Raw genomic sequence first — 26,856 nt, 5'->3', positions numbered from 1 at the left:
CCGGTGTGTCGCACGATCCGGCTGATATTTCGAGCTTTTTTTGTGACCGATCCGATCAGCAGGCCACCGAGAGCGCGAAATTAACGTGCCGAGAACGCCTCAACTCGTTCAAGCCGATCGCCACCCGGTCATCACCCGGACATGCTTTTCGAACACTCATTTCATTTATTGGGGCTGTCCGGGCTTGCCCACGTCGGAGCCCGCGTTCCGCGCCCGTTCCCGCTGCCAGCGGCCGAGCAGCCCTTCGGGGACCTCTTCGGCGGTGAGCGCGAAGACGAGATGGTCGCGCCAGGCTCCGTCGATGTGAAGATATCGTGGACGAAGGCCTTCCTCGCGGAATCCGAGTTTCTCCACAACCCGTCGGCTGGGCCGATTCTCGGGGCGAATGCAGACCTCGACGCGGTGCAGTCCGACGGTCCGGAAGCAGTGGTCCACCACGAGCGCGACCGCCGTCGGCATCACCCCGCGCCCGGCGACCGACTCGTCGACCCAGTAGCCGACGTGGCCGGAGCACATGGAGCCCCAGGTGATCCCGGCGACGGTCAACTGCCCGACCAGCCGCCCCTGGTGCTCGATCACGAACGGCAGCATCCGGCCCGCGTTCGCCTCCGCCCGCAGATGGCGGACCATCTGACGGTACGTCGGCCGGTGTGCGACGGGCCCGCTGGGCGTGGGTGGCGGAATGGTCGCCTCCCAGGGCCGCAGCCAGTCCCGGTTGCGGCGGTTGACCTCGCGCCAGACGCGCTGGTCACGCATCTTTATGGGTCGGAGGACGACCTCGCCGTCCACCAGCACCACGGGCCAGGATGGGCTGTTCAGCTCGCACCCCCGTGGCTGGGTCTGGGGTGGTCCCCGCCGCGGAGCTGGTCGACGGCGTGGGTCAGCAGGGGTTCCAGTACGGCCAGGCCGTCCCGTACCCCGCCGGTCGAGCCCGGCAGATTGACGATCAGTGTCCGGCCCGCGACTCCGGCGAGGCCCCGGGAGAGCGCCGCCGTCGGCACCTTCTCCCGGCCGTACGCCCTGATCGCCTCGGGGATGCCGGGCACCTCGTGGTCGAGGACGGCGCGGGTGGCCTCGGGGGTGCGGTCGGTGGGCGAGACGCCGGTCCCGCCGGTCGTCACGATCACGTCGTACCCGGCGTCGACGCCGACCCGCAGCGCGGCCTCCACGGGGTCGCCGTCGGGCACGACCCGGGGGCCGTCGACGGCGAAGCCGAGCGCCCTGAGCCCCTCGGCGATCAGAGGTCCGCCCCGGTCCTCGTAGACCCCGGCGGCGGCCCGGTTGGAGGCGGTCACGACCAGGGCGGCGTACGGCGCCGTGAGGGCGCCCCCGAGGGGCGGTTCCACCGGCGCCGTCATGCCCGGCTCCAGTCGCCCGACTTGCCGCCCGTCTTCTCCTCGACGCGGACGTCCGTGATGACGGCGCCCTTGTCGACCGCCTTGACCATGTCGATCACGGTGAGGGCGGCGACGGAGACCGCCGTGAGGGCCTCCATCTCGACGCCCGTGCGGTCCGTGGTCTTCACGGTGGCGAGGATCTCGACGGCGTCGTCCGCGACCGACAGATCGACCTTGACGCCCGACACCGCCAGCGGATGACAGAGCGGGATGAGGTCGGGGGTGCGTTTGGCGCCCATGATCCCGGCGATGCGCGCGGTGGCGAGGGCGTCGCCCTTGGGCACCCCCTCACCACGCAGCAGTTCGACCACCGCGGGTGAGACCAGGACCCGGCCGCTCGCGCGGGCGGTGCGCGCGCTCACGTCCTTCCCGGAGACGTCGACCATGCGGGCGGCGCCCGCCTCGTCGATGTGGGTCAGTCGGTCGTGCGGCGTACTCATGGTGGTGTGGCGCTCCCGGTCGGGGCCCGTCGCGGTGCGGCGCGCGGTCTGTTGTGCGCGACACGGTACGCCACCCCCGACGGTTCAGCCGAGCAGGACGACCTCGACCTCCGTGCCGGGTTCGACCGACTCGGTGCCCTCGGGGATCACGATCAGCGCGTCGGCGTGCGCGAGGGCCGCCACGAGGTGCGATCCGGCACCCCCCACGGGGGTGACCTCGCCGTCGGCGTAGGTCCCGCGCAGGTACTGCCGGCGCCCTGCTGGCGAGGTCAGGGCCTTGGGTGCCCGGAGGGTCGCCGTGGTCGTCGGCCGGTGCACGTCGGTCAGGCCCGCCAGGGTGCGGATGGCCGGCCGGACGAAGATCTCGAAGGAGACGTACGACGACACCGGGTTGCCGGGGAGGGCGAGCAGCGGGGTGTGGTCGGGGCCGATGGTGCCGAAGCCCTGGGGCTTGCCGGGCTGCATGGCGAGCTTGCGGAAGTCGATGCCGGCGCCCTCCTCGTCCTCGTCCCCGACGGACTCCAGGGCCTCCTTGACGACGTCGTACGCGCCCACGCTGACGCCGCCGGTGGTGACGACCATGTCGGCGCGGACGAGCTGGTCCTCGATGGTGGAGCGGAGGGTCTCGGCGTCGTCGGCGACGGCGCCGACTCGATAGGCGATCGCGCCCGCGTCCCGGGCGGCGGCGGTGAGGGCGAAGCTGTTGGAGTCGTAGATCTGGCCGGTGGCCGGGGTCTGGCCCGGCGGGATCAGTTCGCTGCCGGTGGAGAGCACGACCACGCGCGGGCGCGGGCGAACGCGCACCGAGGCGCGGCCGATGGCGGCCAGCAGCCCGAGCTGGGGCGGGCCGAGGATCGTCCCCGCGGCCAGGGCGCGTTCACCGGCCTGCACGTCGCTGCCCTTGGCGCGCACGTGCGCGCGTGCCTCGGCGGAGCGGTGCACGGCGACCTGGCCGGTGGCGCCCTCCGGGTTCGCGCTGCGGGCGCGCATCCCGGAGACGGGTCCCTCGCCTAGGCCACCGTCGGTCCACTCCACCGGGACGACCGCCTCCGCGCCGGGCGGCAGGGGGGCACCGGTCATGATGCGGGCGGCCTCGCCGGGGCCCACGTGGGGTTGCTCGGCCTGGCCCGCCGCCACGTCCCCGATCACCGTGAGCACGGCCGGGAACTCCTCGCTCGCGCCCGCGACGTCCGCGACGCGCACCGCGTACCCGTCCATCGAGCTGTTGTCGAACGGCGGCAGCGAGACCGGCACCGTGACGTCCTCGACCAGGACGCAGCCCTGGGCGTCGAGGAGTTGCAGCTCGATGGGTTCCAGGGGGCGGACGGTGGCGAGGATGTCCTCCAGGTGCTCGGTCACCGACCAGAGCTGGCCCGGTCCGGTGGTGCGGGTCGCGGCGGTGCTCAACGTGGCTACATCTCCTCGGCTACGTAAGTGCGAAGCCAGGTCCGGAAGTCCGGTCCCAGGTCTTCACGTTCGCATGCGAGTCTGACAATGGCACGCAGGTAGTCGCCGCGGTCACCGGTGTCATAGCGGCGGCCCTTGAAGACGACGCCGTGCACGGGGCCACCGACCTTCTCGTCCGCCGCGAGCTGCTGGAGGGCGTCGGTGAGCTGGATCTCGCCGCCGCGGCCCGGCTCGGTCCGGCGCAGTACGTCGAAGATCTGCGGGGCGAGGACGTAGCGGCCGATGATCGCGTAGTTCGACGGGGCGTCGACCGCCTCTGGCTTCTCGACCATGCCCGTGACCTTGACGACGTCGCCGTCCTCCGTGGCCTCGACGGCCGCGCACCCGTAGAGGTGGATCTGCTCCGGCGCGACCTCCATGAGGGCGATGACGCTGCCGCCGCTGCGCTCCTGGACCTCGACCATGCGCTGCAGGAGCGGGTCGCGGGGGTCGATCAGGTCGTCGCCGAGGAGGACCGCGAAGGGCTCGTCGCCCACGTGCGGGGCGGCGCACAGGACGGCGTGGCCGAGGCCCCTGGGGTCGCCCTGGCGGACGTAGTGCATGGTCGCGAGGTCGCTGGACTCCTGGACCTTGGCGAGCCGGTGGGCGTCGCCCTTCTTCTGGAGGGCCGACTCCAGCTCGTAGTTGCGGTCGAAGTGGTCCTCGAGGGGACGCTTGTTCCGGCCGGTGATCATCAGGACGTCGTCGAGGCCCGCCGACGCGGCCTCCTCCACCACGTACTGGATCGCCGGTTTGTCGACCACCGGCAGCATCTCCTTGGGAGTCGCCTTGGTGGCCGGCAGGAACCGGGTTCCCAGACCCGCTGCGGGGATGACAGCCTTGCTGATCCTGGGGTTCGCCTCACTCATGGGCGGAACCATATCCGGCGTCTTTGTGCGGAATCTGTGGCTCCGATGAATTCGTTCTCATATGAGCCGATTACGAAGAATACTGGAGCTACCTGTGAGCCGGATGGGACCTGAACCGGAGCTTTCCAAGCGAATGTTGCGACGAGAGCTCCTCCTGGTGAGGAACGGGTTGACACCTGATGACGTCCGGAACACGACGGGCGCCCTTGCGGAACGGGCCCTCGGTCTGCCCGAGCTGGCGCACGCGCGCACGGTCGCGGCGTACGTCGCCGTGGGGAGTGAACCGGGCACGCTCGCGCTCCTCGACGCACTCCGCGCTCGGGGCGTGCGCGTCCTGCTGCCGGCCCTGCTCCCCGACAACGACCTCGACTGGGGCGTCTACGAGGGAGAGGCCTACCTCGCGCGCGTGCGGCACGGGGGCGGCCGTATGGCGCTCCTGGAACCCGTCGGCGAGCGGCTCGGCACGGAGGCCGTGACCACCGCCGACGTCGTCCTGCTGCCGGGCCTCGCGGTCGACGCGCGCGGGATGCGTCTGGGGCGGGGCGGCGGCTCGTACGACCGCGTCCTGGCCCGCCTGGAACGCGCGGGCGCCGACCCGGCCCTGGTGGTGCTCCTGTACGACTCGGAGGTCGTGGACCGCGTCCCGGAGGAGCCGCACGACCGCCCGGTGCACGCGGTGGTGACCCCGTCGGGAGTACGACGGTTCCGGTGACCCGGACGCGAAAGCGGCCTCCACGCACGCGTGGAGGCCGCTTTCCGTGTTCAGCCGGGCGTCACGGTTTCAGCAGCAACGTGTCGCTCGTGGTGCTCTCGACCGCCTTGTCGGAGAACGACCACGTCAGCAGCTCGCCCTTGACCCACTTGTCGGTCTGGTCGGTGTAGTGCGCGTTGTACGCGTGCCCGGAGGCGCCGGTGAGGTTGATCCACTTGGACTTGTCGAGGTCCCCGAGGTTCACCACCATGCGCATCGAGGGCACCCAGACGACCTCGTAGCCGCCCGCCGCGTTCCAGCCGGTGGCGTTGACCGTGGCCTCGCCGCCGCCGAGCTTCCAGGGGCCGCGGTTGAGCATGTACTGGAGGAAACCGGGGCCCTCGGTGCCGAGGGTCTGGTTCTTCAGGAACAGGCGGTGCAGCCGGCCCCAGCTCCAGGTGTCGATGTCCTTGCCGAGCTTGGCGGTCAGTTCCCAACGGGCGTCCCGCATGGCCCGCTTGAACAGCTCGTCACGGGTGTCGGCGGCTTTCTGGGTGCGCGTCGCCGGGGTCGACCACCAGTCGTTGTCCTCGTCGTCGATGATCCGGCGGACCACCTCGAACCAGCGGTCGCCGCCGTCCGGCTGCGCCTGGTCCGCGTCGCGCCTGCCGCACTCGCGCACCCGCCGGTCCTCGTCGGCGGGCCCGGTGGCGTCGACCGGCTCGACCGACAGGCACTGGCCCTCGACGCGCAGTTCCTTGGGCAGCTTGTTGCCGAAGGCGAGCTTGAGGATGTTGCGCCAGACCGAGTTGAAGTACGCGGCGGCCGCCGAGTCGGCGTCCTGGGTGTAGTCCCAGCCCTCCAGGAGCTTCTGCGCCTCGCGGATGTACTTGTCGTTCACGTCGATCTTGAGCAGCAGGGGCACCAGCAGCTTGGCGATCTCGCTGCTGTTGTCCATCTGCATCTGCCGCATGTCGTCGGTGGAGATCTTGCCGCCACCCTTGATCTTCGACTCGATGAGGCTGGTGATCCGCTGCGCGCGCGTGCCGTAGCCCCAGTCCCTGGTGAGGGTGTACGGGTACTTGTCGTCGACGACGGCCTGGTTCGCGGTGACGATGTAGCCGCGCTCCGGGTCGTACTCGTACGGCAGCTCGTCCGGGTCGATGTAGCCGGTCCACCGGTACCTGGTGTCCCAGCCCGGCGCGGGCACCGAGCCGTCGCCCTTGCCCCGGGTGGGGATCTTGCCGGGCAGCTGGTAGCCGATGTGGCCCTCGGTGTCGGCGTAGATCAGGTTCTGCGAGGGGACGTCGAAGAGGGCGGCGGCCTCGCGGAAGTCGTCCCAGTCCTTGGCCCTGTTCATGGCGAAGACGGCGTCCATGGAGGTGCCGGGGTCGAGCGCGGTCCAGCGCAGGGCGATGCCGTAGCCGTCGCCGCGGTCGGGAGCGTCCTGGCCGACCGTGGCCTTCTTGCCGACCTGGACGAGTTCGCTGCTCCGGTCGGACAGCAGGGGGCTGTTGTCCTGGGTGGTGCGGACGACGATCTTCTTGGCCGTGCCCCCGGCGACCTCGATGGTCTCCTCACGGGTGTCGAACGGCAGGACCTTGTCGCCGTACTGGTAGCCGTCGCCGGTGAGCTTCTCCAGGTAGAGGTCGGTGACGTCGACGCCGGAGTTGGTCATGCCCCAGGCGATGTCGGCGTTGTGGCCGATGACCACGCCGGGCATGCCCGAGAAGGTGTAGCCGGAGACGTCGTACTGGCACTTCGCGGAGACGGCCTTGCAGTGCAGGCCCATCTGGTACCAGACCGACGGCAGCGTCGCCGACAGGTGCGGGTCGTTGGCGAGGAGCGGCTTGCCGGTGATGGTGTGGTCGCCGGAGACGACCCAGGAGTTGGAGCCGATGCCGTTGCCGTTCACACCCACGGCCTCGGGCAGGTCCTCCAGGACGTTGTAGAGGCCGCCCAGCTGGGTCTGGAGGGCCGATGAGTCCGTGGAGGTCCCGGCGGTGCCCACGCCCGTTCCCGTGCCGCCCGTGCCCTGCGTGGAGCCCTCGGTGCCCTGGCCGGCGCCCTGCGTCGACCCGGACCCGTCCGACCAGGTCTTGGTGAGCTCGTCGTACGCGCCCTCCTGCACGATCGTCTCGTTGCGGTCGTACGGGTACTGCGGGTACAGGTCGGCGATCTGCTTGGGGCCGAGGCGGCTGGTCATCAGGGCGCGGTCGATCTCGTCCTGCATGTTGCCGCGCAGGTCCCACGCCATCGCCTTCAGCCAGGCGACCGAGTCGACCGGGGTCCACTCCTCGGGCTTGTAGTCGCCTGCGAAGCCGAGGGCCGCGTACTCCAGGGAGATCTCGTCGCCGTCCTTGCCCGCGAGGTAGGCGTTGACCCCCTTGGCGTACGCGTCGAGGTACTTCCTCGTCTCGGCCGAGAGCGTCTTCTTGTACTCCTCCTCGGCGATCCGGTGCCAGCCGAGGGTGCGCAGGAACTCGTCGTTCTCCACCTGACCCTCGCCGAACATCTCCGAGAGGCGGCCGGCCGTCATGTGGCGGCGCACGTCCATCTCGTAGAACCGGTCCTGCGCCTGGACGTAGCCCTGCGCCATGAACAGGTCCTCGTCGGAGGAGGCGTAGATCTGCGGGATTCCGTAGCCGTCGCGCTTGACGTCGACCGGTCCCGACAGGCCGTCCAGGGATATCGAACCCTTGGTCTGGGGGAAGGAGGCGCGCACGGTGGAGACGGACCAGAACGCCCCGTAGCCGACGCCACCGATGATGGCCAGGACCAGGACGATCAGGAGAAGACGGACTTTGCGTCCCTTCTTCCTGCCGGACTTGCCTGACTGCTGGCCGGAGGAGGCGGGATTGTCGGTGGGCATCGCTGTCCTTGCTGTCCTAACACGAGCGGCAGGTCGGGCTGTGCTTTGTACTGAACGCTGGAGCAACCATAGGCGCAGGGCCCGACGCGACTTGACGCGGAGTCGGGAACTGGCGCGGACGGCCGTTCGATCTTGCCCTCGCAAGCGTCAAGAAATCGTCAAGAGTTAGGTAAGGTAACGAAGTACTTGCACTGACGTAACCGCAACCGCACGGTTTCCGTGATCGGCTGCGCATGCCCACACGCGCGTGTGCCCCGCATCCAGTGCTCGGCATCCCCCACTCGGAACCACGTGCGGTTCGGCGAGAAAGGTACGGCCCTCTGACTGTCCACGACCTCAACCAGCTCCTGCTCGTCTGCTCGCTCGTCCTGTTGGTCGCGGTCGCCGCGGTCCGGATCTCGTCGCGCAGCGGGCTCCCCAGCCTGCTCGTCTACCTGGGCATCGGCATCGCCATGGGCCAGGACGGCATCGGCGACATCCACTTCGACAACGCCGAACTGACCCAGGTCATCGGCTACGCGGCCCTCGTCGTGATCCTGGCGGAGGGCGGCCTCGGCACGAAGTGGAAGGAGATCAAGCCGGCCCTGCCGGCCGCCAGCTCACTGGCGCTGGTCGGAGTCGCGGTGAGCGTCGGCGTCACGGCCGCGGGCGCGCACTATCTGATCGGGCTGGAGTGGCGACAGTCACTCATCATCGGCGCGGTCGTGTCCTCCACGGACGCGGCGGCCGTCTTCTCCGTACTGCGCAAGATCCCCCTCCCCGCGCGCGTGACGGGCACCCTGGAGGCCGAGTCCGGCTTCAACGACGCCCCGGTGGTCATTCTCGTCGCCTCGCTCTCCATGGCCGGGCCGGTCGAACACTGGTACGCCCTGATCGGGGAGATAGGGCTGGAGCTGGCGATCGGCGCCGCCATCGGGCTCGCCGTGGGCTGGCTGGGTTCCTGGGCCCTGCGGCATGTGGCGCTGCCCGCCTCCGGCCTCTACCCGATCGCCGTCATGGCCATCGCCGTCGCCGCCTACGCGGCCGGCGCCCTGGCCCACGGCAGCGGCTTCCTCGCCGTCTACCTGGCCTCCATGGTCCTCGGCAACGCCAAGCTGCCCCACTGGCCGGCCACGCGCGGCTTCGCCGAGGGGGTCGGCTGGATCGCCCAGATCGGCATGTTCGTCCTGCTCGGACTGCTGGTCACCCCGCACGACCTGGCCGACGACATCTGGCCCGCACTCGTCATCGGCCTGGTGCTGACCATGGTGGCGCGACCGCTGAGCGTCGTCGTCGCGCTGACGCCGTTCCGGGTGCCGTGGCGCGAGCAGACACTGCTGTCGTGGGCCGGGCTGCGCGGCGCGGTGCCCATCATCCTGGCGACGATCCCCATGGTGAGCGGTGTCGAGGGCAGCCGTCGGATCTTCAACATCGTCTTCGTGCTCGTCGTCGTCTACACCCTCGTCCAGGGTCCGACGCTGCCCTGGCTGGCCCGCAAGCTGCGCCTGGGCGGCTCCGGCGACGAGGCCGCCGACCTCGGCATCGAATCGGCGCCCCTGGAGCGGCTGCGCGGCCACCTGCTGTCCGTCGCCATCCCCGAGAAGTCCCGCATGCACGGCGTCGAGGTCAACGAGCTCCGGCTCCCCCCGGGCGCCGCCGTCACCCTCGTCGTCCGCGACGGCACGTCCTTCGTGCCGCTGCCGACCACGGTGCTGCGACGCGGCGACGAACTGCTCGTCGTCGCCACGGATCCCGTCCGGGACCAGGCCGAACGCCGCCTCAGGGCCGTCGGCCAGGGCGGCAAGCTGGCCGACTGGCTGGGGACGGGGAACGGGAAGGGGAAGGGGAAGGACGGGACGGGTCGCTGACGGGCTCCGGGGCCGGTCGCCGGGTGCCTCCGGCGGGTCCGTGGAGCCTCGGGTGCGGGTCGCCGGGAGCCTTTGGGGCAGGTCGGCGAGACCTCCGAGGCGGGTCGTTGAGAACAGGTTTCATACTGTTCACACCCTCCGGAATCGGAGGTACGGCCGTCCATGGTGCTCGTTTTCACAGGCGACCCCGCCGATCTCCCCTGTACGATGAAGGCGCACTTGATCGGACCAACTCTGCCTGACGCAGAGCTGGCGCGACCGTATGGCGGCCGGGACGCCCCTCGCAGTGGGCTCCGGCATCTACCGCAGTAGCGCAAGAGGACAGCTCTCGGCGCCCCCGCACGGGCGCGCTACCAGGCGGCGGAAAGGCACGGCCGTGGCATCCACGGTCACCTCGAACACCTCGAAGACGTCCCGCCCGGGCTACGGGCAACTGCTGCGCACCCGCGGCGCGTGGACGTTCCTTCTCCCCGGCTTCGCGGCACGTCAGCCGTTCGCCATGCTGACCATCTCCATCGTGCTGCTGGTCCAGCACACCACCGGCTCGTACGGGGCCGCCGGCGCCGTGGCCGCCGCCACCGGTGTCTCCATGGCGGTGTTCGCCCCCTACAGCGGCCGCCTCGCCGACCGTCACGGTCAGCGGGCCGTCCTGATCCCCGGCATCCTCGTCCACGGGGCGGCGAGCCTCTCCCTGATGGCGCTGGCCCTGATGGACGCCCCCCTGTGGGCGCTGTTCGTCGCCGCCGTGCCGACGGGAGCCTCGGTGCCGCAGATCGGCCCCATGGTGCGGGCCCGCTGGGGCGTCAAGCTCCGCAACTCGCCCCTGATGAGCACCGCCGCCGCCTTCGAGTCCGTCACCGACGAGCTGACCTTCGTGCTCGGCCCGCTGGTCGCGACCGCGCTCTGCACCGCCGTGCACCCGGCCGCCGGCCTGCTCACCGAGGCCGGGCTCACCCTGGTCGGCGGCCTGCTGTTCGCCGCGCAGCGCGGCACCCAGCCCAAGGTCGTCTCCATGGCGCACGCGCGCGTGGAGCGCGTCTCCGCCCTGTCCGTCCCCGGGGTACGCGTCCTGATCGTCACCTTCCTGGGCATCGGTTCCGTCTTCGGCGGCATGCAGGTCTCGCTGGCCGCCTTCTCCGACTCGATCGGCGAGCCCGGTCTCAACGGCGTCCTGTACGGCGTCTTCGCCGCCGGCAACATGCTCTCCGGCATCGTCTGCGGCGCGATCGCGTGGAAGGTGGGCCCTCAGCGGCGCCTGGTCGTCGGCTACGCGGCCCTCGCCCTGGCGGCCTCCGCCCTGTGGACCGCCGACTCCGTGCTCGTCCTCGCCACGCTCGGCCTGCTGGTCGGCATGTGCATCGCCCCGGCCCTGATCACCGGCTACACGCTGGTCGACTCCCTGGTCCCGTCCGGTGCCCGCACCGAGGCCTTCACCTGGCTGACCGGCGCGGTCGCGCTCGGCCAGGCGGCCGCCGTCACGGCCGCCGGACAACTGGAGGACCGGCTGTGGACCGGCGCCGGATTCCTGGTGCCCGCGGCCGGTACGGCACTGGCTCTTGCGACACTGTTGGCGCTGCGTACACGGCTGGTGGGCAGGCCCCGGAGCCGTACGGTCGCGCGTGTCGTCGGTCACCGAGTGCCGGTGACAGTGGACTGATCCCGGGGGAATAGGTCAGTATGGACCGTCGTTAGCACTCATCGAGTGAGAGTGCCAGGAGGAAGAGCCAGTGCCGACGTACCAGTACCAGTGCACCGAATGCGGTGAGGGCCTCGAAGCGGTGCAGAAGTTCACCGACGACGCCCTGACCGAGTGCCCCGCCTGCAACGGCCGCCTCAAGAAGGTGTTCTCCGCGGTCGGCATCGTCTTCAAGGGCTCCGGTTTCTACCGGAACGACAGCCGCGGCTCCTCGTCGAGCAGCACCCCGGCGACGTCGAAGTCCTCGTCGGACGCGAAGTCCTCCTCGGACACGAAGTCGTCCTCGGGCTCGTCCTCGTCGTCTTCGTCGTCCTCCGACTCGAAGTCGTCGTCCTCGGGCTCTTCCTCCACCAGCAGCACCTCGGCCGCGTAGCGCCTGCGTCCGGGACCCCGCCGTCGTACGACGACCGGCGGGGTCTTCGGCGTCTCCCGGCCCGGTTAGGGTGCGGGCATGGCGAACACGAAGCACGTGGAGAACGGTGTCGGGCCGGCGGTCGGGGCGGGCACGGCGGACGGCACGGCAGGGACGGACCTCGCGGAGATCGGCGTCATCGGAGGGTCGGGCTTCTACTCCTTCCTCGACGACGTGACCGAGATACAGGTCGACACCCCCTACGGGCCGCCCAGTGACTCCCTCTTCCTCGGCGAGATCGCCGGCCGCCGGGTCGCCTTCCTCCCGCGCCACGGCCGTGGCCACCATCTGCCGCCGCACCGCATCAACTACCGGGCCAACCTGTGGGCCCTGCGTTCCGTCGGGGCGCGCCAGGTGCTCGGCCCGTGCGCGGTGGGCGGTCTGCGGCCGGAGTACGGACCGGGCACGCTCCTTGTCCCGGACCAGCTGGTGGACCGCACGAAGTCCCGCGCCCAGACCTACTTCGACGGCCTGCCGCTGCCCGGCGGCACCATCCCCAACGTCGTCCATGCCTCGCTCGCCGACCCCTACTGCCCCGTCGGCCGCAAGGCCGCCCTCGAAGCGGCGCGCGGGCGCGACTGGGAACCGGTGGACGGCGGCACCCTGGTCGTGATCGAGGGCCCCCGCTTCTCCACCCGCGCCGAGTCCCTGTGGCACCAGGCCCAGGGCTGGTCCGTGGTCGGCATGACCGGCCATCCCGAGGCGATCCTCGCCCGCGAACTGGAGCTCTGCTACAGCTCCCTGACCCTCGTCACCGACCTCGACGCCGGCGCCGAGACCGGCGAGGGCGTCTCCCACGAGGAGGTCCTCCAGGTCTTCGCCTCGAACGTCGACCGGTTGCGGGGGGTTCTCTTCGACGCGGTCGCCGCCCTCCCGCCGAACGACAGCCGCGACTGCCTGTGCACCAAGGCACTGGGTGGGATGGACCCGGGGTTCGAACTGCCCTGACGGTGCGGCCCCGGCGGCCGGTCCGGTGCGGGGGTGAGGGAGCGGCCGGGGCGGAACTCCTCGTTCGGGTGGTGGGGTTTTCCACAGTCGGCGGGTAGTCCACAGGCCTCAGCGGGCTCCGCCGCGAAGCCTCATCGTGGGACCGCAAGCCGATCTCACACAGCAGGTGGTGGCCCCATGTCCCGTCGCTCGTCCTCGCCCTCGTCCTCGTCCTCGCCCTCGCCCTCGTACTTGTCCACGCCGACGTCCACGTCCGCGCGCTCGTTCACGTCGCCGTACTCATCCACACCCGCATCCGCGCGTCTGCCCTCCTGGGCCTCCGGCCCGCCCGGCACCGACGCGCCTCCCACCTGCGAGGTCCCGCACTTCGCCCCGCTGCGGGTACGTGGCGGGGCACACCGGCTCCGCCGCCTCGCCCGCTGCCGAAGGCGAGCGATGGCCGTCGGCCTGGCGGTGACCGCCGCCGCCCTGTTGGCGACGGGTGCGGGGCCGAGGGAAGTCGGACGGGTCAGGGGCCACCCCGTGGCCGACCCGGTCCCCGAGCGCCCCACCACTGTCGAGACGGTGAGCGCGCCGGTCCGGATCGCCGACGGCGCCACGGTACGGCTGCTGCGCCCCGGTGATCGCGTCGACGTGATCGCGGCCGAGGAGTCCGCGACGGGCGCCGGCGCCGCACGGGTCGTCGCACGCGGCGCCCGCGTGTCCAAGGTGCCGACCGCCAGTGCCACCGAGAGCGGAGCCCTGGTCGTCCTGACCGTGCCCCGCCGCATCGCGGCCCGGCTGGCCGGCGCGGGCGCCACGTCCCGCCTGGCGGTGACGCTGTGGTGACCGCGAACCCCGGCGCGGGCACCGGCACTCGGAAGGCAGGCCCCCACCCGTCAAGTCCCACGATGGGGGGACCCAATTGGACACCCGGGCCCGGCCCTGACGTAGGTTGCGGAGTCATTTGTTCCACAATCAGCGCAGAGGGGCCTCGTGGTGAGCGAGAAGAAGAAGCCGAGCGTCTGGGAGGGCTTCAAGGCTTTCCTGATGCGGGGGAACGTCGTCGACCTGGCCGTCGCCGTGGTCATCGGCGCGGCATTCACCAACATCGTCAACTCGGTGGTGAAGGGGGTCATCAACCCACTCGTGGGGGCCTTCGGCACCAAGGACCTCGACAAGTACAGCTCGTGCCTGCAGGACCCCTGCGACACGGATGCGGACGGCACGGTCATCAGTGGCATCCCGATCATGTGGGGCACGGTCCTGAGCGCCACGCTCAGCTTCGTGATCACCGCGGCCGTCGTCTACTTCCTGATGGTGCTCCCCATGGCCAAGTACCTGGCCCGCCAGGAAGCCCGCCGGAAGGCGAAGGAAGGCACCCAAGAGGTCATCGAGCTGACCGAGCTGGAGGTGCTCAAGGAGATCCGCGACGCCCTGGTGGCCCAGCGCGGCTCGGGCCACGACCGCGAGTAGCGGCACTTGAGGCTCTTGGCCGACGATGCCGACGCCGCCGGGTCTTCGCCAAGGGGCTCCGACGCCTCAAGGTCTTCGGCCGGCGGTGTCAGATGTGGTGGGGCGGCTTCTCGTCGAGGAAGCGCTTCAGGTCGGCCACGCTGTCGCCGCCGTCGCCGGGCCGCTCGCCCCACCCGTGGTCCGTGTCGTCGGACGACGGCCGGCTGAGCGGGTCGTCGAAGACGAGCGCGGCCTTGGGATCACGCGGTTCGGGGGCGGGAGCGGTACTCATGCCTCCAGGGTACGGCCCCGAGCACGAACAACGGCCGGTCGCAGACCCCGCCCCGGCCCGCCCACACGTTCACCGGGCCCGTCCACGCACTCCCTCGGTCCACCCGGGAACTGGTGAACACCCGAGCGGGAATTCCACCGGCTTTTCTGGTGTGCTTGGCCGCATGACGCCCAGTTCCACGCCCTCGACCCCCTCGGTTCCGGAACCGGCCCCAGGTTCCGGCACGGCCTCGGCCGCGTCCCCGGCCTCGGCTTCCGCCTCCTCTCCCGGCGTCGGCCGGGCTCCGGTGCGCAGGCTGGTCGCGCGGGGGCGTGAGGAGGAACATCGGGTCGCCTCACCGCTGGAGCTCTTCTTCGACCTGTGCTTCGTCGTGGCCGTCGCCCAGGCGGGCATCCAACTGGTGCACGCCGTCGCGGAGGCGCACGCGGCCGAGGGCATCGTGAACTACGCGATGATCTTCTTCGCGATCTGGTGGGCCTGGATGAACTTCACCTGGTTCGCCTCGGCGTACGACAACGACGACGTGCCGTACCGACTGGTGACCCTCCTCCAGATCGCCGGTGTGCTGGTCCTCGCCGCCGGGGTCACCCGCGCCTTCGAGGACCACGACTGGCTGTTGGTCGTCCTCGGCTACGTGATCATGCGGCTGGCGATGACCGCGCAGTGGCTGCGGGCCGGGCGAAGCGCGACGGGCGCCGAGCGGGTCACGGCACTGCGGTACGCGGGCGGCGTGGCGCTGTGCCAGGTCGGCTGGCTGGGGCTGCTGATCGTGCCGGAACCGGCCGGGCCGTGGCTGTTCCTGGCGATGGCGATCGCCGAACTGTGCGTCCCGGTGTACGCGGAGAAGGGCTTCCAGACGCCCTGGCATCCGCATCACATCGCCGAGCGCTACGGCCTGTTCACCATCATCGTGCTCGGCGAGACGCTCCTGGCGGCGACGGTCGCCGTGAAGTCGGCGGTGGACGACGACGACGCGCTGGGCGAGCTGCTGCCCATCGCGGTGGGCGGGCTGCTGATCGTGTTCTCGGCGTGGTGGGTCTACTTCGCCGTTCCCATCCACGGTCATCTGCGCTCCAGCAAGGAGAGCTTCCTGTGGGGTTACGGCCACTACCTGATCTTCGCCTCGGCGGCCGCGATCGGCGCCGGGCTGGAGGTCGCGGTGGAGCAGGCGGTGCACAAGGCACACATCTCCACGCCGGCCGCGTCCGCCGCGGTGACCCTGCCGACGGCGCTGTATCTCCTCTCCGTGTGGGCGCTGCACGCCCGCCACCACAAAGTGGGCACGGCCCAGCAGACCGTCCTGCCGCTCTCCGCGCTGGCCGTGATCGTGTGCACGTTCCTGGGCCACTGGGCGGTCCTGGCCGCGGGCGTCGTGGCGGCCGCGACGGTGACGGTCGGGGTGGTGTTCACCGCCCGCGCCCACAGCACCCCCGACGCCGCAGAGACCCGCCGGTCCCACCGGGCCGGCGAGACACGAGAGGCCCACAGCACTCATGACGTCCATGACAGTTGACGCGCTGACCGATGTCCCCGGCCTGCGGGTCGGCCACGCCACCCGGGCCGGCGGGGGCTGGCTCACCGGTACCACGGTCGTGCTGGCTCCGGAGGGCGGCGCGGTCGCGGCCGTGGACGTGCGCGGGGGCGGGCCGGGCACCAAGGAGACCGACGCGCTCGACCCGCGCAACCTGGTGCAGAAGGTCGAGGCGGTGGTCCTGACCGGCGGCAGCGCGTACGGGCTGGACGCCGCGTCGGGAGTGATGGCCTGGCTGGAAGAGCGCGGACGCGGTGTGCGGGTGGGGCCCGACCCGGCGCACGTGGTGCCGGTCGTGCCGGCCGCCTGTGTCTTCGACCTGGGGCGGGGCGGGGAGTTCAGGGCCAGACCGGACGCGGCCACCGGCCGGGCGGCGGTCGAGGCAGCCGCCGCGAGCGGGCCCGGCGCTCCGGTGGCGGAGGGGTGCGTGGGTGCCGGGACGGGGGCGACGGTCGGGCTGCTCAAAGGCGGCATCGGCACCGCGAGCACCGTGCTGGACTCGGGAATCACGGTGGCCGCACTGGTGGTCGCCAACGCGGCGGGATCGGTGACGGATCCGGAGACGGGGGTGCTGTACGGGGAGTTGTTCCAGGGACGTGCGGCGTATCCGGCGCCCGAGGTCCACGAGAACGCGCGCCGCCGGATCGCCGAGGCCGCCGCGAAGAGTCCCCCTCCCCCGCTGAACACCACGCTGGCCGTGGTCGCCACCGACGCCGATCTGACCCGCGCCCAGGCCCAGAAGCTGGCCGGCACGGCACACGACGGCATCGCCCGCGCCGTACGCCCCGTGCATCTGCTCAACGACGGCGACACGGTGTTCACCCTGGCGACGGGCGCCCGGCCGCTGCCGCCCGGGGTCGGCCTCCTCGCCCTGAACGAACTCCTCGCGGCGGCGGCGGACTTGGTGACCCGGGCGATCGTACGGGCGGTGCGGGCGGCCGAGTCGGTGGACGGGCCCGGTGGAGTGTGGCCGTCGTACGAGGAGTTGTACGGAGAGGGACGACGGGGATGAGGAGGAGAGGGATGAGGAGGATGAGGGGGGCCTGAGAGTCCGGTTGCTCCAGCAGCTGTCGCCGGGGGCGATTGTCCCGGTTCTGTCACGTGATGCCGTCAGGCGGGAGTCAGGGGGAACCCGCCGGGCCGTCGCTCGCTCCTTCTTCACGTAACCGGAGCGGATCACGTGGATCACCGTAGACGCGAAGAAGCTGGAGCAGATCGTGACGAGGCCGAAGATTGCTGTACGGCGGGCACTGGGGACCTGTGCCGTGCTGGTGGTCGGTGCGCTGACCCTGACCGGCTGTGGCGGGGACGCCCAGGCCGACAACAAGAGTGACGGCAAGGGGACTTCGGCCGGGGACGCCGACGGGGCGGCGCGGATCACGATCTCGGCGAAGGACGGTTCGACGGGCGCTTCCATCAACGCGACCGGCGTGAAGGTCAGCGGCGGCAAGCTGACCGAGGTGGAGATGACCGCCGCCGAGGGCGGCGCGGTGGTGGCGGGCGAGATAGCGGCGGACCGGCGGTCCTGGAAGCCGAAGGAGCAGTTGGAGCGCGGCACGAAGTACCGGATCTCCGCGACCGCGAAGAGCGCCGCCGGGAAGACGTCGGCCGCCAACTCCATCTTCACGACCGTGTCGACGGCCAACAGCTTCATCGGCACGTACACACCGGACAACGGCACCACGGTCGGGGTCGGGATGCCGGTGTCGTTCACCTTCGACAAGGCGATCACGGACAAGAAGGCCGTGCAGTCGCACATCAAGGTGACGTCGAGCAGCGGGCAGGAGGTGGTCGGGCACTGGTTCGGGGCGCAGCGTCTCGACTTCCGGCCCGAGGAGTACTGGAAGGCCGGCTCCAAGGTCACGATGAAGCTGGACCTGGACGGCGTGGAGGGCGCGAACGGCCTCTACGGCGTGCAGGACAAGACGGTCACCTTCACGGTCGGGCGCTCGCAGGTCTCCACGGTCGACGTGAACACGCAGACCATGACGGTCGAACGGGACGGTAAGACGCTCAAGACCGTGCCGATCTCGGCGGGCGCCGCCGAGAACCCGACGTACAACGGCCAGATGGTGATCTCGGAGAAGTTCCGGCAGACGCGGATGAACGGGTCGACGGTGGGCTTCGGCGGTGAGTACGACATCGCGGACGTGCCGAACGCGATGCGGCTGACGACATCGGGCACCTTCATCCACGGCAACTACTGGTACAACAGGTCCAACCCGCCCTTCGGTCGGCAGGGCACCAGCCACGGCTGCGTCGGCCTCGCGGACGCCCAGGGGGCGAACGGCGACACGGTCGGCAAGTGGTTCTTCGACAACTCGCTGATCGGCGACGTGGTGATCGTCAAGAACTCCCCCGACAAGACGGTCTCGCCGGACAACGGCCTCAACGGCTGGAACATGTCGTGGAGCGAGTGGACGGCGGGAGACGCCATCTGACCCCTCTGTTCTGGGAGTTCTTCGGGCCGCGCGGGAACGAACCGCGCGGCTCCGGCGTTCTATCCACGTACGTTTTCTCGGTTCCCGGACATGATGTCCGACCGAGGGGCTACGGTATGCACCCACAAGGTGACATGCAGCAACGCCGGGAGAAACCTTGAGCGTTCCGTACGAGACGGCAGCGTACGAGCCACCCGAGTCGCCCGAGTCTCCTGAGGAGCACCTCGCGCGGCTCCTCGGCCGCGCCCTGAACTCCTTCGAACTGCCCGACGAGACGATACGACAGCTCGACTGCGTTCTCGCGCACGACAGCTCGCTGCACTCCGCGCACTACAGTTCGGGGCTGCACCGGGCGACGTACCGGCACACCTGGCTGCTCGCCGACGGTTCGGCCGTCACCCTGTGGGAGCTGGTGCACAACACGGTGCCCGGCAGCGACACCCAGCACGAGGTGTACACGGACGAGGAGGAGCTGCGGGCCGCCACCGCGCGCCTGCCGCTGCCGCCGGACGCCCCCGACTTCGAGCTGCCCACCATGATGGAACTGGCGGCGTTCCCCGAGCCCCGCCACGACTACGTGCCGGACGACTCGGCGGACCACGCCCGTCGGCTGCTGCGGCGCGCGGAGAACCCGGACCCGCCCGGGGACGAGCTGGCCACGCTGCTGCTGCGGACCGCGTTCGCGCACGAGATCACCCAGGCCTTCGGCCGCCCGCACCGTCCCGCGCGGCGTGGTCGGCCGGGCTTGAGCTTCTCGCTCTACGAACACGCGTTCCTGCTCGCGGACGGGCAGGAGATCTCCCTCTGGGAGGTCGAACACACGGCCACGCCGGACGGGCGCCACATGTGCGAGGTGTACGCGTCGGAGGAGGCGGCCCGGGACGCGATGGAGCGGCGGGCGGGGACCCTCGGCTAGACCCCCTCGAACCTGTGGGCGCAGGGGCTCAGGCCATGCGGTCGTCGCTGAACTGTCGGGCCAGGAACGCGAAGGCGTCCTGCTCCGCCGGGGTCAGCTCCACGTGCTCCACGTGCGGGCCCCTGCGGAGCTGATGGGGCAGGCCCCGCAGGCGCTGCCCGCGCCGGCGGGCCCGGTCGGCGAAGCGGCCGCGGTGGACCTCGTGGTCACGGCGCAGGACGCGGACGAGCACGGCGACCCAGACGACCGCCGCGAGGGCGAGGGCGGCCACGCCCAACGGGTGGAGGATCGACACGTGCTCAGGCATGCCGTCCAGTAGACACCACCCGATGGGACTTTGGGCCCGGACCGTGATGTATCTCGCAGGTACGGCTTACACGTCACACTGGGTGTAAAGACTTCCAAAGGGACGCACGGCGCGTCTCGCTCACCTCGGTCCGGCCCCGGCCTCCTCCCGCCGGACAACGCGCACAACCGCGGCCCTCCCCGGCCGGGAAACGCGTACGGCCGCGGCCCTCTCCGCGTGGGAGGGGGCCGCGGCCGTACGCACGTCACGGGTCGTCACGGGTCGTCACGGGTCGTCACGGGTCGTCACGGGTTCAGGCCGCGACCGGCTCCTTCGTCTGCGCGTCGGCGGCCGCGGGAGCGGACTCGGGCGTCGTGCCCGCCGGGGCCTTGCGCATGCCCTTCAGGAGGATGACCAGGCCGGCCGTGACCGCCGTACCGACCGCGACGGCCAGCAGGTAGAGGAACGGCTTGCCGATCAGCGGGGTGACCCAGATGCCGCCGTGCGGGGCGCGCAGCGTCGAGCCGAAGGCCATGGCCAGTGCACCGGTGACCGCGCCGCCCGCCATGGAGGCCGGGATCACGCGCAGCGGGTCGGCCGCCGCGAACGGGATCGCGCCCTCGGAGATGAACGAGGCACCGAGCACCCAGGCCGCCTTGCCGTTCTCGCGCTCGGCGGTGGTGAACAGCTTCTTGCGGATCGTGGTCGCGAGGGCCATGCCCAGCGGCGGGACCATGCCGGCCGCCATGACCGCCGCCATGATCTTCATCGCGGAGTCGCTGGGGTCCTGGACGGCGATACCGGCGGTGGCGAAGGCGTACGCGACCTTGTTGACGGGGCCGCCCAGGTCGAAGCACATCATCAGGCCGAGGAGGACGCCGAGCAGGATCGCGTTGCTGCCGGAGAGGCCGCTCAGCCAGTCCGTCATGCCCTTCTGGGCCTCGGCGATGGGCTTGCCGATCACCACCAGCATCAGGAAGCCGACGATCATCGACGAGATGAGGGGGATCACCACCACCGGCATGATGCCGCGCATCACCGGCGGGATCTTGATCCGCTGGATGCCGAGGACGACCCCGCCGGCGATCAGACCGGCGGCCAGGCCACCGAGGAAGCCGGCGTTGATGTTGGCGGCGATCATGCCGCCGACGAAGCCGGGGACGAGACCCGGCCGGTCCGCCATGCCGTACGCGATGTAGCCGGCGAGGACGGGGATCAGGAAGCCGAAGGCGACGGCACCGATCTGGAACAGCAGGGCCGCCCAGCTGTCGACCTGGAGCCAGTCGAAGTGCTCGGTGACCGGCTTGGCCTGGTTGATCTCCCAGCCGCCGATCGCGAAGCCGAGGGCGATCAGCAGGCCGCCCGCAGCGACGAACGGGACCATGTAACTCACGCCGGACATCAGCCACTTGCGCAGCTTGGTGCCGTAGCCCTCGCCGGGCTCGCCCGCCCGGTCGACGCGGGTGCCGGGGCGGGCGGCGGCCGTGACCTCGCCGCGCTCGGCCTTGCCGCGGACCTCGGCGATCAGTGCGGCGGGGCGGCTGATGCCCGCCTTCACGCCGACGTCGACGGTGGGCTTGCCGGCGAACCGGTCCTTCTCCCGTACGGGCACGTCGTGGGCGAAGATCACGCCGTCGGCGGCGGCGATGACCGCCGGGTCGAGGCGGGAGAAGCCGGCCGAGCCCTGCGTCTCGACGACGATCTCGACGTCACCGGCGTCCCGGCCCGCGTTCTCCAGCGACTCGGCGGCCATGTAGGTGTGCGCGATGCCGGTGGGGCAGGAGGTGACGGCGACGATACGGAAGGGGCTGGCCGCGGCGGGGGCGGCCTCTTCGGGGGCGGTCGACGCCGAGGTCGGTGCCGGAGTCGACACCGGGGTCGGTGCCGGGGTCGTGCTGACCGCGGCGGCGTCGGGGGAGGCCGTTCCGCCCGACGCCGCCGCGGAGTCTTCGGTGCCCGAGGGGGTCTCGGTGGGCTGTGCCGTCTCGTCGCCCCGGATGAGCGCGGCGGCGCGGGCCGCGTCGTCCACGCCGCGGAGCGCGTCCGTGAACTCGGTGTTCATCAACTGGCGGGCGAGGGAGGACAGGATCGTGAGGTGGGCGTCGTCCGCGCCCGCCGGGGCGGCGATCAGGAAGATCAGGTCGGCGGGACCGTCGGGCGCGCCGAAGTCGACGCCGGCCGCGCTGCGGCCGAAGGCGAGGGTCGGCTCGGTGACGTGCTCGCTGCGGCAGTGCGGGATGCCGATGCCGCCGTCGAGGCCGGTCGGCATCTGCGCCTCGCGGGCGGCCACGTCGGCGAGGAAGCCGGCCAGGTCGGTGACCCGGCCCTTCGCCACCATGCGCTCGGCGAGGGCACGCGCCGCCGCTTCCTTCGTATCGGCGGACAGGTCGAGGTCGACCAGGTCCGCGGTGATCATCTCGCTCATCGCGGGCTCCTTCGCACGCGTATCGCCCGGGGAATGTGGTGGGCGGGGGTGGGGACGGAAGTGTGGGGGGCGGGGGCCGCAGGGGCCGACCGGGGGAAGGACGGGTGCGGGACGGCGGGTAAGGAAGAACGAAGGTTCGTTCGCGGTCTTCCCCTCATGACACCGGCTCCCTCATGACACCGGCTCCCTCAGAACCCGGTCCGCCGGTATCTCCGCCGTCACCGTGACCGCGGCCGGGTCCAGGTCGGACGGGGTCGGCATGACGCTTCCCGGGAGTTGGACGGCGGCGGCGCCGTGGGCGACGGCGGAGGCGAGGGCTTCGGGGCCGTGGCCGCCGGCGATGAGGAAGCCGGCGAGCGAGGAGTCGCCGGCGCCGACGTTGCTGCGGACGGCGTCGACGCGGGCGGTGCCGAACCAGGCGCCCGAGGCGTCGACGAGGAGCTGCCCGTCGGCGCCGAGGCTGGCCAGCACCGCGTCGGCGCCCATCTCGCGGAGCTCTTCCGCGGCCTTGAGGGCGTCGCCGACGGTGGCGAGGGGGCGGCCCACGGCCTCGGCGAGTTCCTCGGCGTTGGGCTTGACGACGTCCGGGCGTTCGCGGAGCGCGGCGAGCAGGGCCGGGCCGGAGGTGTCCAGGGCGATACGGACGCCGACGGCGTGCGCGCGGGCGACGAGTTCGGCGTACCAGGACGGGGCGAGGCCGCGCGGGAGGCTGCCGCAGCAGGCGATCCAGGAGGCGTCGGCGGACTGGGCGCGGACGGTCTCCAGGAGGAGTTCCTGCTCGGTGGCCGTCAGTTCGGGGCCGGGCGCGTTGATCTTCGTCAGGACGCCGTCGGCCTCGGCGAGGGCGATGTTGGAGCGGGTCGCCCCGGCCACCGGCACCCGCGCGACCTCGATGCCCTGCGCGTCGAGGAGGTCCGCGACCAGCGCGCCCGGCGCTCCGCCGAGCGGCAGTACGGCCACGGTGCGTCGGCCGGCCGCGGCGACCGCCCGGGATACGTTGACGCCCTTGCCGCCCGGGTCCATGCGCTCGCCGGTGGCCCGGATGACCTCACCGCGGTCGAGGGAGGGGACCTCGTAGGTGCGGTCGAGGGACGGGTTCGGGGTGACGGTGAGGATCATGAGCGGTCTTTCCGGCCGTTGGACCGGGCCGCGGCGGAGCCGTTGACGGGTGCGGTGCCCGGGACGCGCAGCACTTCGGTGCCCTTGCGTTCGATGGCGAGGGCGTCTTCGAGACTCAGTCCGCCGTCGGTGATCAGCAGGTCCACGTCGCTCAGGTCGCCGAAGCGGGCGAAGTGCTCCTGGCCGTGCTTGGAGGAGTCGGCGAGCAGCACCACGCGCCGGGCGGCGGCCACCGCCGCCCGCTTCACGGCGGCCTCGGCGAGGTCGGGGGTGGTCAGACCATGGTCGACGGAGAAGCCGTTGGCCGCCACGAAGAGGACGTCGGCGCGGATCTCGCCGTAGGCCCTGAGCGCCCAGGCGTCCACGGCGGCGCGCGTGCGGTGGCGGACACGGCCGCCGACCAGGTGGAGCTGGATGCCCGGGTGGTCGGCGAGGCGGGCCGCGATCGGCAGGCTGTGCGTGACCGCGGTGAGCGCGGCCTCCAGCGGGATGACGGCGGCGAGGCGCGCGATCGTCGTACCGGCGTCGAGGACGACCGTGCCGTCGCTCGGCAGTTCGGCGAGGGCGGCCTGCGCGATGCGGTCCTTCTCGTCGGCCGCGGTGCCCTCGCGCTCGGCGAGGTCGGGCTCGAAGTCCAGGCGGCCGGCGGGGATCGCGCCGCCGTGCACCCGCTGGACGAGGCCGGCGCGGTCGAGGGCCTTCAGATCCCGGCGGATCGTCTCCGCCGTGACCTGGAACTCCTCCGCCAGCGACACGACGTCCACCCGGCCGCCGTCACGCGCGAGCCGGAGGATCTCCTGCTGCCGCTCCGGTGCGTACATGCCCGTTCCCCTCCGACCCATGCCCGATTCTGTGGTTTCGCTCGGAGGCTACGCCCGGATTTCCAAAAAGTAAACAGGTTCGGGCGTGACTCAGACATGGACGGACATGATCGGGCGTACGGCGAGAGGGGCCCGGCGCCTCCCAGTGCCGGGCCCCCTCTCGCCGCCGTCGGCGCGCCGGTTCACCGCCGGTCAGCGCACCGGCTCACCGGCCCGTGCCGACGCCGGCTCACCGGCCCCCGCGTACACCGGCTCGTCGGATTCCGCGTACACCGGCTCGTCGGGCTCAACGGACGCCGGCTCACCGGTCTCCGGGGCGGCTCGCCCCGGCAGGGCGAACATCAGCAGGAAGATGGCGACCAGGACCGCGGCCACCCAGCCGAGCGCGTACTCGAAGGAGTCGACGAAGGCGGGGCCGATCTCGGCCGGGGCGAGGTGGTCGTCCATGACGCCGAAGAAGACGACGGCGACCAGGCCGAGGCCCAGCGCGTTGCCCATCTGCTGGACCGTGCTGATCAGCCCGGACGCGGACCCGGCGTGCTCTCGCGGCACTCCGGAGAGGATCGCGTCGGTCAGCGGAGCGACGATGAGACCCATGCCCGCACCCATCACGACCAGCGGGAGCGCCATCTGCCAGGGGGTGATGGCGAGGCCGTACCGTTCGGACTCCGCCAGGTACAGCAGCACCCCGGCCGCCATCAGCAGCGCGCCCGCCTGGAGGACCTTGCGGCCGAAGCGCGGGACGAGCTTCTGGACCGAGACCCCGGCCGCGACCGACACGGCGAGGGAGAACGGGATGCCGGTGAGGCCGGCCCGCAGGACGCTCCAGCCGAGGCCGGTCTGGAGATAGAGCGTCCAGACGAGGAAGAAGACACCGAGGGCGACGCCGAAGACGGTCTGTACGGCGATGCCCGCGGCGAAGCTCTTCACCCTGAACAGCGACAGTTCGATGAGCGGGGACCCGTCACGCGCGGTCTTGCGCCGCTCGTACGCCACCAGCGCCACGAACACGGCCAGCGAGCCGGCCATCGAGACGTACCCCCACAGCGGCCAGTCCAGCTCCCGGCCCCGGGTGAGCGGGTAGAGCAGCATCAGCAGGCCGGCGGTGACGAGGGCGACGCCGACGAGGTCCAGCTTCAGCGCCTGCGGGGCCTTGGACTCAGTGATGAAACGGCGGCCCAGGATCAGGCCCGCGACACCGACCGGCAGGTTGATCAGGAAGATCGCCCGCCATTCGAGGCCGAGCGGGTTCCACTCGATGAGCAGGGCGCCGAGCAGCGGTCCGGAGACCGCGCCGAGACCCACGATCGCCCCGAACAGGCCGAACACCTTGCCTCGTTCGTGCGCCGGGAAGGTCGCGTGCACGATCGACAGCACCTGCGGCACCATCAGCGCGGCGGTCGCGCCCTGCGCGATCCTCGCCGCCACCAGCATCTCCGGGTTCGCGGCGAGGCCGCACAGCGCGGAGGCGAGCGTGAAACCGCCGATGCCGAGGAGGAAGATCCGCCTGCGGCCGTGGATGTCGCCGAGGCGGCCACCGGTGACGAGACCTGCGGCGAAGGCAAGGGCGTAGCCGGCGGTGATCCACTGGATCTGGCTGAACGTGGCGGCTTCGCTTCGCTGGATGGAGGGGATCGCGATGTTGACGATGGTGACGTCGACCAGGTCCATGAAGGCGGCCGTCATGACGATGGCGAGGGCTACCCAGCGGCGCCGGTCGGCTCCGCCGGGGGACGCGTCGAGCGCCGTTCGGGCTTCTGTCGTCGGGTCACTGACGGTCGTCCGTGGCTGGTCGTGCCCACGCGACGGAGTCGCAGATGTAACAGCCCCGCGCCCCTGAAGGGCGCTCGTTGTCGAGGTCATGCGTTGAATGTAGAGGCCCAGTAGGTCAGATAGTGTCCTACTTCTCCGGCATGCTCGGGTCATGACGACAACAGGGAAACCATCGGCCGGAGAGGGGCTCTCATGACCACCGACACCCCCGGCCGGCTCCTCCAACTCCTCTCCCTCCTCCAGACGCCCCGTGAGTGGCCCGGTGGGGAACTCGCCGGGCGGCTCGGGGTGTCGCGTCGTACGGTCCGGCGGGACATCGACCGGCTGCGGGAGCTGGGATATCCGGTACAGGCGACCATGGGGGCCGAGGGCGGGTACCGGCTGGTGGCGGGGAAGGCGATGCCCCCGCTCGTGCTGGACGACGAGGAGGCGGTGGCGATCGCGGTGGGGTTGCGGGCCGGTGCCGGGCACGCGGTGGAGGGAGTGGACGAGGCCTCCGTGCGGGCGCTCGCCAAGCTCGAACAGGTGCTGCCGTCGCGGTTGCGTCACCGGGTCTCCACGCTGCAGGCCGCCACCACTCCCCTGACCAGCGGCGACGGGGCGACCGTCGCGCCCGAGACGTTGACCGTGATGGCCTCGGCGGTGGCGGGTCGGGAGCGGCTGCGCTTCGCCTACCGTTCCGGCGACGGCACGGACTCACGGCGCCACTGCGAGCCGTACCGGCTCGTCTCGACCGGCCGCCGCTGGTATCTCGTCGCGTACGACCTCGATCGCGCCGACTGGCGCACCTTCCGGGTCGACCGGGTCGAGGAACCCTTCGCCACGGGCGCCCGGTACTCGCCGCGCGAGCTGCCGACGGGGAGCGCGGAGGAATATCTGCGGCAGTCGATGTACGGGCGGCAGGAGACCTACGCGTGCGACGTCACCTTCGCCGCGCCCGCCGAGTTCATCGCGGCCCGGCTCCCCCGCTGGTTCGGTACGCCCGAACCCGTCGACGAGCACAGCTGCCGGCTGCGGGCCTCCGTCGGCGACTCCGTGGAGTGGCTGGCCGTACGGCTCGCCATGGTCGACTGCGACTTCACGGTGCACGAGCCGCCGGAACTGGTCGGGTACGTACGGGAGTTGAGCTCGCGGCTGGCTCGGGCGGCGGGCGTCTCCGAGGCGTGAGGCGCGGACGCGGGGCGCGGGGCGTGCGGCGTG

General features: G+C 71.3%; 25 protein-coding genes. 12 read left to right on the top strand and 13 right to left on the bottom strand.

What is annotated here, in order from left to right; translation table 11 throughout:
- Positions 1–165: 165 nt before the first annotated feature.
- The 5 genes from AWZ10_RS15310 to galU form a co-directional block, all read right to left on the bottom strand.
- Positions 166–795, bottom strand: coding sequence for a GNAT family N-acetyltransferase (locus tag AWZ10_RS15310; RefSeq protein WP_173531448.1), 630 nt, complete (start codon positions 793–795; stop codon positions 166–168).
- Positions 796–815: 20 nt separating this feature from the next.
- Positions 816–1,358: a MogA/MoaB family molybdenum cofactor biosynthesis protein gene (locus AWZ10_RS15305; RefSeq protein ID WP_046703045.1), complete on the bottom strand. Its 543-nt coding sequence runs from the start codon at positions 1,356–1,358 to the stop codon at positions 816–818.
- Positions 1,355–1,837 carry a cyclic pyranopterin monophosphate synthase MoaC gene (moaC, locus tag AWZ10_RS15300; RefSeq protein ID WP_046703046.1) on the bottom strand — a complete coding sequence of 161 codons (483 nt, stop codon included), beginning with the start codon at positions 1,835–1,837 and terminating at the stop codon, positions 1,355–1,357. Before moaC ends, AWZ10_RS15305 begins: the two co-directional genes overlap by 4 nt.
- 84 nt (positions 1,838–1,921) lie before the next feature.
- Complete coding sequence (glp, locus tag AWZ10_RS15295; RefSeq protein ID WP_046703047.1) at positions 1,922–3,244, bottom strand: molybdotransferase-like divisome protein Glp; 1,323 nt, start codon at positions 3,242–3,244, stop codon at positions 1,922–1,924.
- 5 nt (positions 3,245–3,249) lie between these two features.
- Positions 3,250–4,152, bottom strand: a complete 903-nt coding sequence (gene galU / locus AWZ10_RS15290) for a UTP--glucose-1-phosphate uridylyltransferase GalU (protein ID WP_046703048.1) — start codon at positions 4,150–4,152, stop codon at positions 3,250–3,252.
- Between the two features lie 103 nt (positions 4,153–4,255).
- Here galU and AWZ10_RS15285 point away from each other — a divergent pair, with 103 nt between their 5' ends.
- Positions 4,256–4,864 carry a 5-formyltetrahydrofolate cyclo-ligase gene (locus AWZ10_RS15285; protein WP_107417436.1) on the top strand — a complete coding sequence of 203 codons (609 nt, stop codon included), beginning with the start codon at positions 4,256–4,258 and terminating at the stop codon, positions 4,862–4,864.
- A gap of 61 nt (positions 4,865–4,925) precedes the next feature.
- On the opposite strand, the gene AWZ10_RS15280 is transcribed toward AWZ10_RS15285, so the two are convergent.
- Positions 4,926–7,715, bottom strand: coding sequence for a penicillin acylase family protein (locus AWZ10_RS15280; RefSeq protein WP_060891319.1), 2,790 nt, complete (start codon positions 7,713–7,715; stop codon positions 4,926–4,928).
- Positions 7,716–8,086: 371 nt separating this feature from the next.
- On the opposite strand from AWZ10_RS15280, the gene AWZ10_RS15275 reads away from it, so the two are divergent.
- The 4 genes from AWZ10_RS15275 (at position 8,087) to AWZ10_RS15265 (ending at position 12,618) form a co-directional block, all read left to right on the top strand.
- Positions 8,087–9,562 (top strand): potassium/proton antiporter, encoded by a 1,476-nt coding sequence (locus AWZ10_RS15275; protein ID WP_408991363.1) that lies wholly within the window; start codon positions 8,087–8,089, stop codon positions 9,560–9,562.
- Positions 9,563–9,938: 376 nt separating this feature from the next.
- A complete protein-coding gene (locus tag AWZ10_RS15270) occupies positions 9,939–11,219 on the top strand; it encodes an MFS transporter (protein ID WP_060891317.1) in 1,281 nt (426 codons plus the stop codon).
- A 70-nt stretch (positions 11,220–11,289) separates the two neighbouring features.
- The gene (locus AWZ10_RS47710) at positions 11,290–11,631 is read left to right on the top strand and encodes an FmdB family zinc ribbon protein (RefSeq protein ID WP_078935154.1); all 342 of its coding nucleotides are present in this window, start codon (positions 11,290–11,292) and stop codon (positions 11,629–11,631) included.
- Between the two features lie 78 nt (positions 11,632–11,709).
- Entirely contained in the window at positions 11,710–12,618 is a 909-nt protein-coding gene (locus tag AWZ10_RS15265) for an S-methyl-5'-thioadenosine phosphorylase (RefSeq protein ID WP_244172495.1), read from the top strand.
- Positions 12,619–12,773: 155 nt separating this feature from the next.
- On the opposite strand, the gene AWZ10_RS52930 is transcribed toward AWZ10_RS15265, so the two are convergent.
- The gene (locus AWZ10_RS52930) at positions 12,774–12,953 is read right to left on the bottom strand and encodes a hypothetical protein (protein ID WP_208618501.1); all 180 of its coding nucleotides are present in this window, start codon (positions 12,951–12,953) and stop codon (positions 12,774–12,776) included.
- Here AWZ10_RS52930 and AWZ10_RS15260 point away from each other — a divergent pair.
- Both AWZ10_RS15260 and mscL read left to right on the top strand, forming a co-directional pair.
- On the top strand, positions 12,922–13,446 hold the full coding sequence (locus AWZ10_RS15260; protein ID WP_244172497.1) for a hypothetical protein: 525 nt from the start codon (positions 12,922–12,924) through the stop codon (positions 13,444–13,446). The genes AWZ10_RS52930 and AWZ10_RS15260 overlap by 32 nt on opposite strands.
- 150 nt (positions 13,447–13,596) lie before the next feature.
- Positions 13,597–14,073 carry a large conductance mechanosensitive channel protein MscL gene (mscL, locus tag AWZ10_RS15255; RefSeq protein ID WP_173531449.1) on the top strand — a complete coding sequence of 159 codons (477 nt, stop codon included), beginning with the start codon at positions 13,597–13,599 and terminating at the stop codon, positions 14,071–14,073.
- 88 nt (positions 14,074–14,161) lie between these two features.
- Here mscL and AWZ10_RS15250 read toward each other — a convergent pair whose 3' ends face one another.
- Complete coding sequence (locus AWZ10_RS15250) at positions 14,162–14,344, bottom strand: hypothetical protein (RefSeq protein WP_037705523.1); 183 nt, start codon at positions 14,342–14,344, stop codon at positions 14,162–14,164.
- A gap of 163 nt (positions 14,345–14,507) precedes the next feature.
- On the opposite strand from AWZ10_RS15250, the gene AWZ10_RS15245 reads away from it, so the two are divergent.
- From AWZ10_RS15245 to AWZ10_RS15230, 4 genes are all read left to right on the top strand, one after another.
- Complete coding sequence (locus AWZ10_RS15245; protein WP_046703055.1) at positions 14,508–15,857, top strand: low temperature requirement protein A; 1,350 nt, start codon at positions 14,508–14,510, stop codon at positions 15,855–15,857.
- Positions 15,847–16,887 (top strand): P1 family peptidase, encoded by a 1,041-nt coding sequence (locus AWZ10_RS15240; RefSeq protein ID WP_060891315.1) that lies wholly within the window; start codon positions 15,847–15,849, stop codon positions 16,885–16,887. Before AWZ10_RS15245 ends, AWZ10_RS15240 begins: the two co-directional genes overlap by 11 nt.
- A 205-nt stretch (positions 16,888–17,092) precedes the next feature.
- The gene (locus AWZ10_RS15235) at positions 17,093–18,316 is read left to right on the top strand and encodes a L,D-transpeptidase (RefSeq protein ID WP_060891314.1); all 1,224 of its coding nucleotides are present in this window, start codon (positions 17,093–17,095) and stop codon (positions 18,314–18,316) included.
- Positions 18,317–18,473: 157 nt separating this feature from the next.
- Positions 18,474–19,232 (top strand): DUF6227 family protein, encoded by a 759-nt coding sequence (locus AWZ10_RS15230; RefSeq protein WP_060891313.1) that lies wholly within the window; start codon positions 18,474–18,476, stop codon positions 19,230–19,232.
- A gap of 28 nt (positions 19,233–19,260) precedes the next feature.
- Here the strand turns inward: AWZ10_RS15230 and AWZ10_RS15225 are convergent, their stop codons facing one another.
- From AWZ10_RS15225 to AWZ10_RS15205, 5 genes are all read right to left on the bottom strand, one after another.
- The gene (locus AWZ10_RS15225) at positions 19,261–19,539 is read right to left on the bottom strand and encodes a hypothetical protein (protein ID WP_046703059.1); all 279 of its coding nucleotides are present in this window, start codon (positions 19,537–19,539) and stop codon (positions 19,261–19,263) included.
- Between the two features lie 292 nt (positions 19,540–19,831).
- Positions 19,832–21,943, bottom strand: a complete 2,112-nt coding sequence (locus tag AWZ10_RS15220; RefSeq protein WP_060891312.1) for a PTS fructose transporter subunit IIABC — start codon at positions 21,941–21,943, stop codon at positions 19,832–19,834.
- A gap of 171 nt (positions 21,944–22,114) precedes the next feature.
- Positions 22,115–23,062 carry a 1-phosphofructokinase gene (gene pfkB, locus AWZ10_RS15215; protein ID WP_046704876.1) on the bottom strand — a complete coding sequence of 316 codons (948 nt, stop codon included), beginning with the start codon at positions 23,060–23,062 and terminating at the stop codon, positions 22,115–22,117.
- A complete protein-coding gene (locus AWZ10_RS15210) occupies positions 23,059–23,883 on the bottom strand; it encodes a DeoR/GlpR family DNA-binding transcription regulator (protein WP_046704877.1) in 825 nt (274 codons plus the stop codon). Before AWZ10_RS15210 ends, pfkB begins: the two co-directional genes overlap by 4 nt.
- A gap of 192 nt (positions 23,884–24,075) precedes the next feature.
- Complete coding sequence (locus tag AWZ10_RS15205) at positions 24,076–25,569, bottom strand: MFS transporter (protein ID WP_244172494.1); 1,494 nt, start codon at positions 25,567–25,569, stop codon at positions 24,076–24,078.
- A 279-nt stretch (positions 25,570–25,848) separates the two neighbouring features.
- Between AWZ10_RS15205 and AWZ10_RS15200 the strand changes: the two genes are divergently transcribed.
- Complete coding sequence (locus AWZ10_RS15200; protein ID WP_060891310.1) at positions 25,849–26,823, top strand: helix-turn-helix transcriptional regulator; 975 nt, start codon at positions 25,849–25,851, stop codon at positions 26,821–26,823.
- The last annotated feature ends 33 nt before the right edge of the window (positions 26,824–26,856 follow it).

The organism is Streptomyces europaeiscabiei, from assembly GCF_001550375.1.
Taxonomy (GTDB): domain Bacteria; phylum Actinomycetota; class Actinomycetes; order Streptomycetales; family Streptomycetaceae; genus Streptomyces; species Streptomyces europaeiscabiei.
This window is presented reverse-complemented; position numbering and strand designations above follow the sequence as displayed.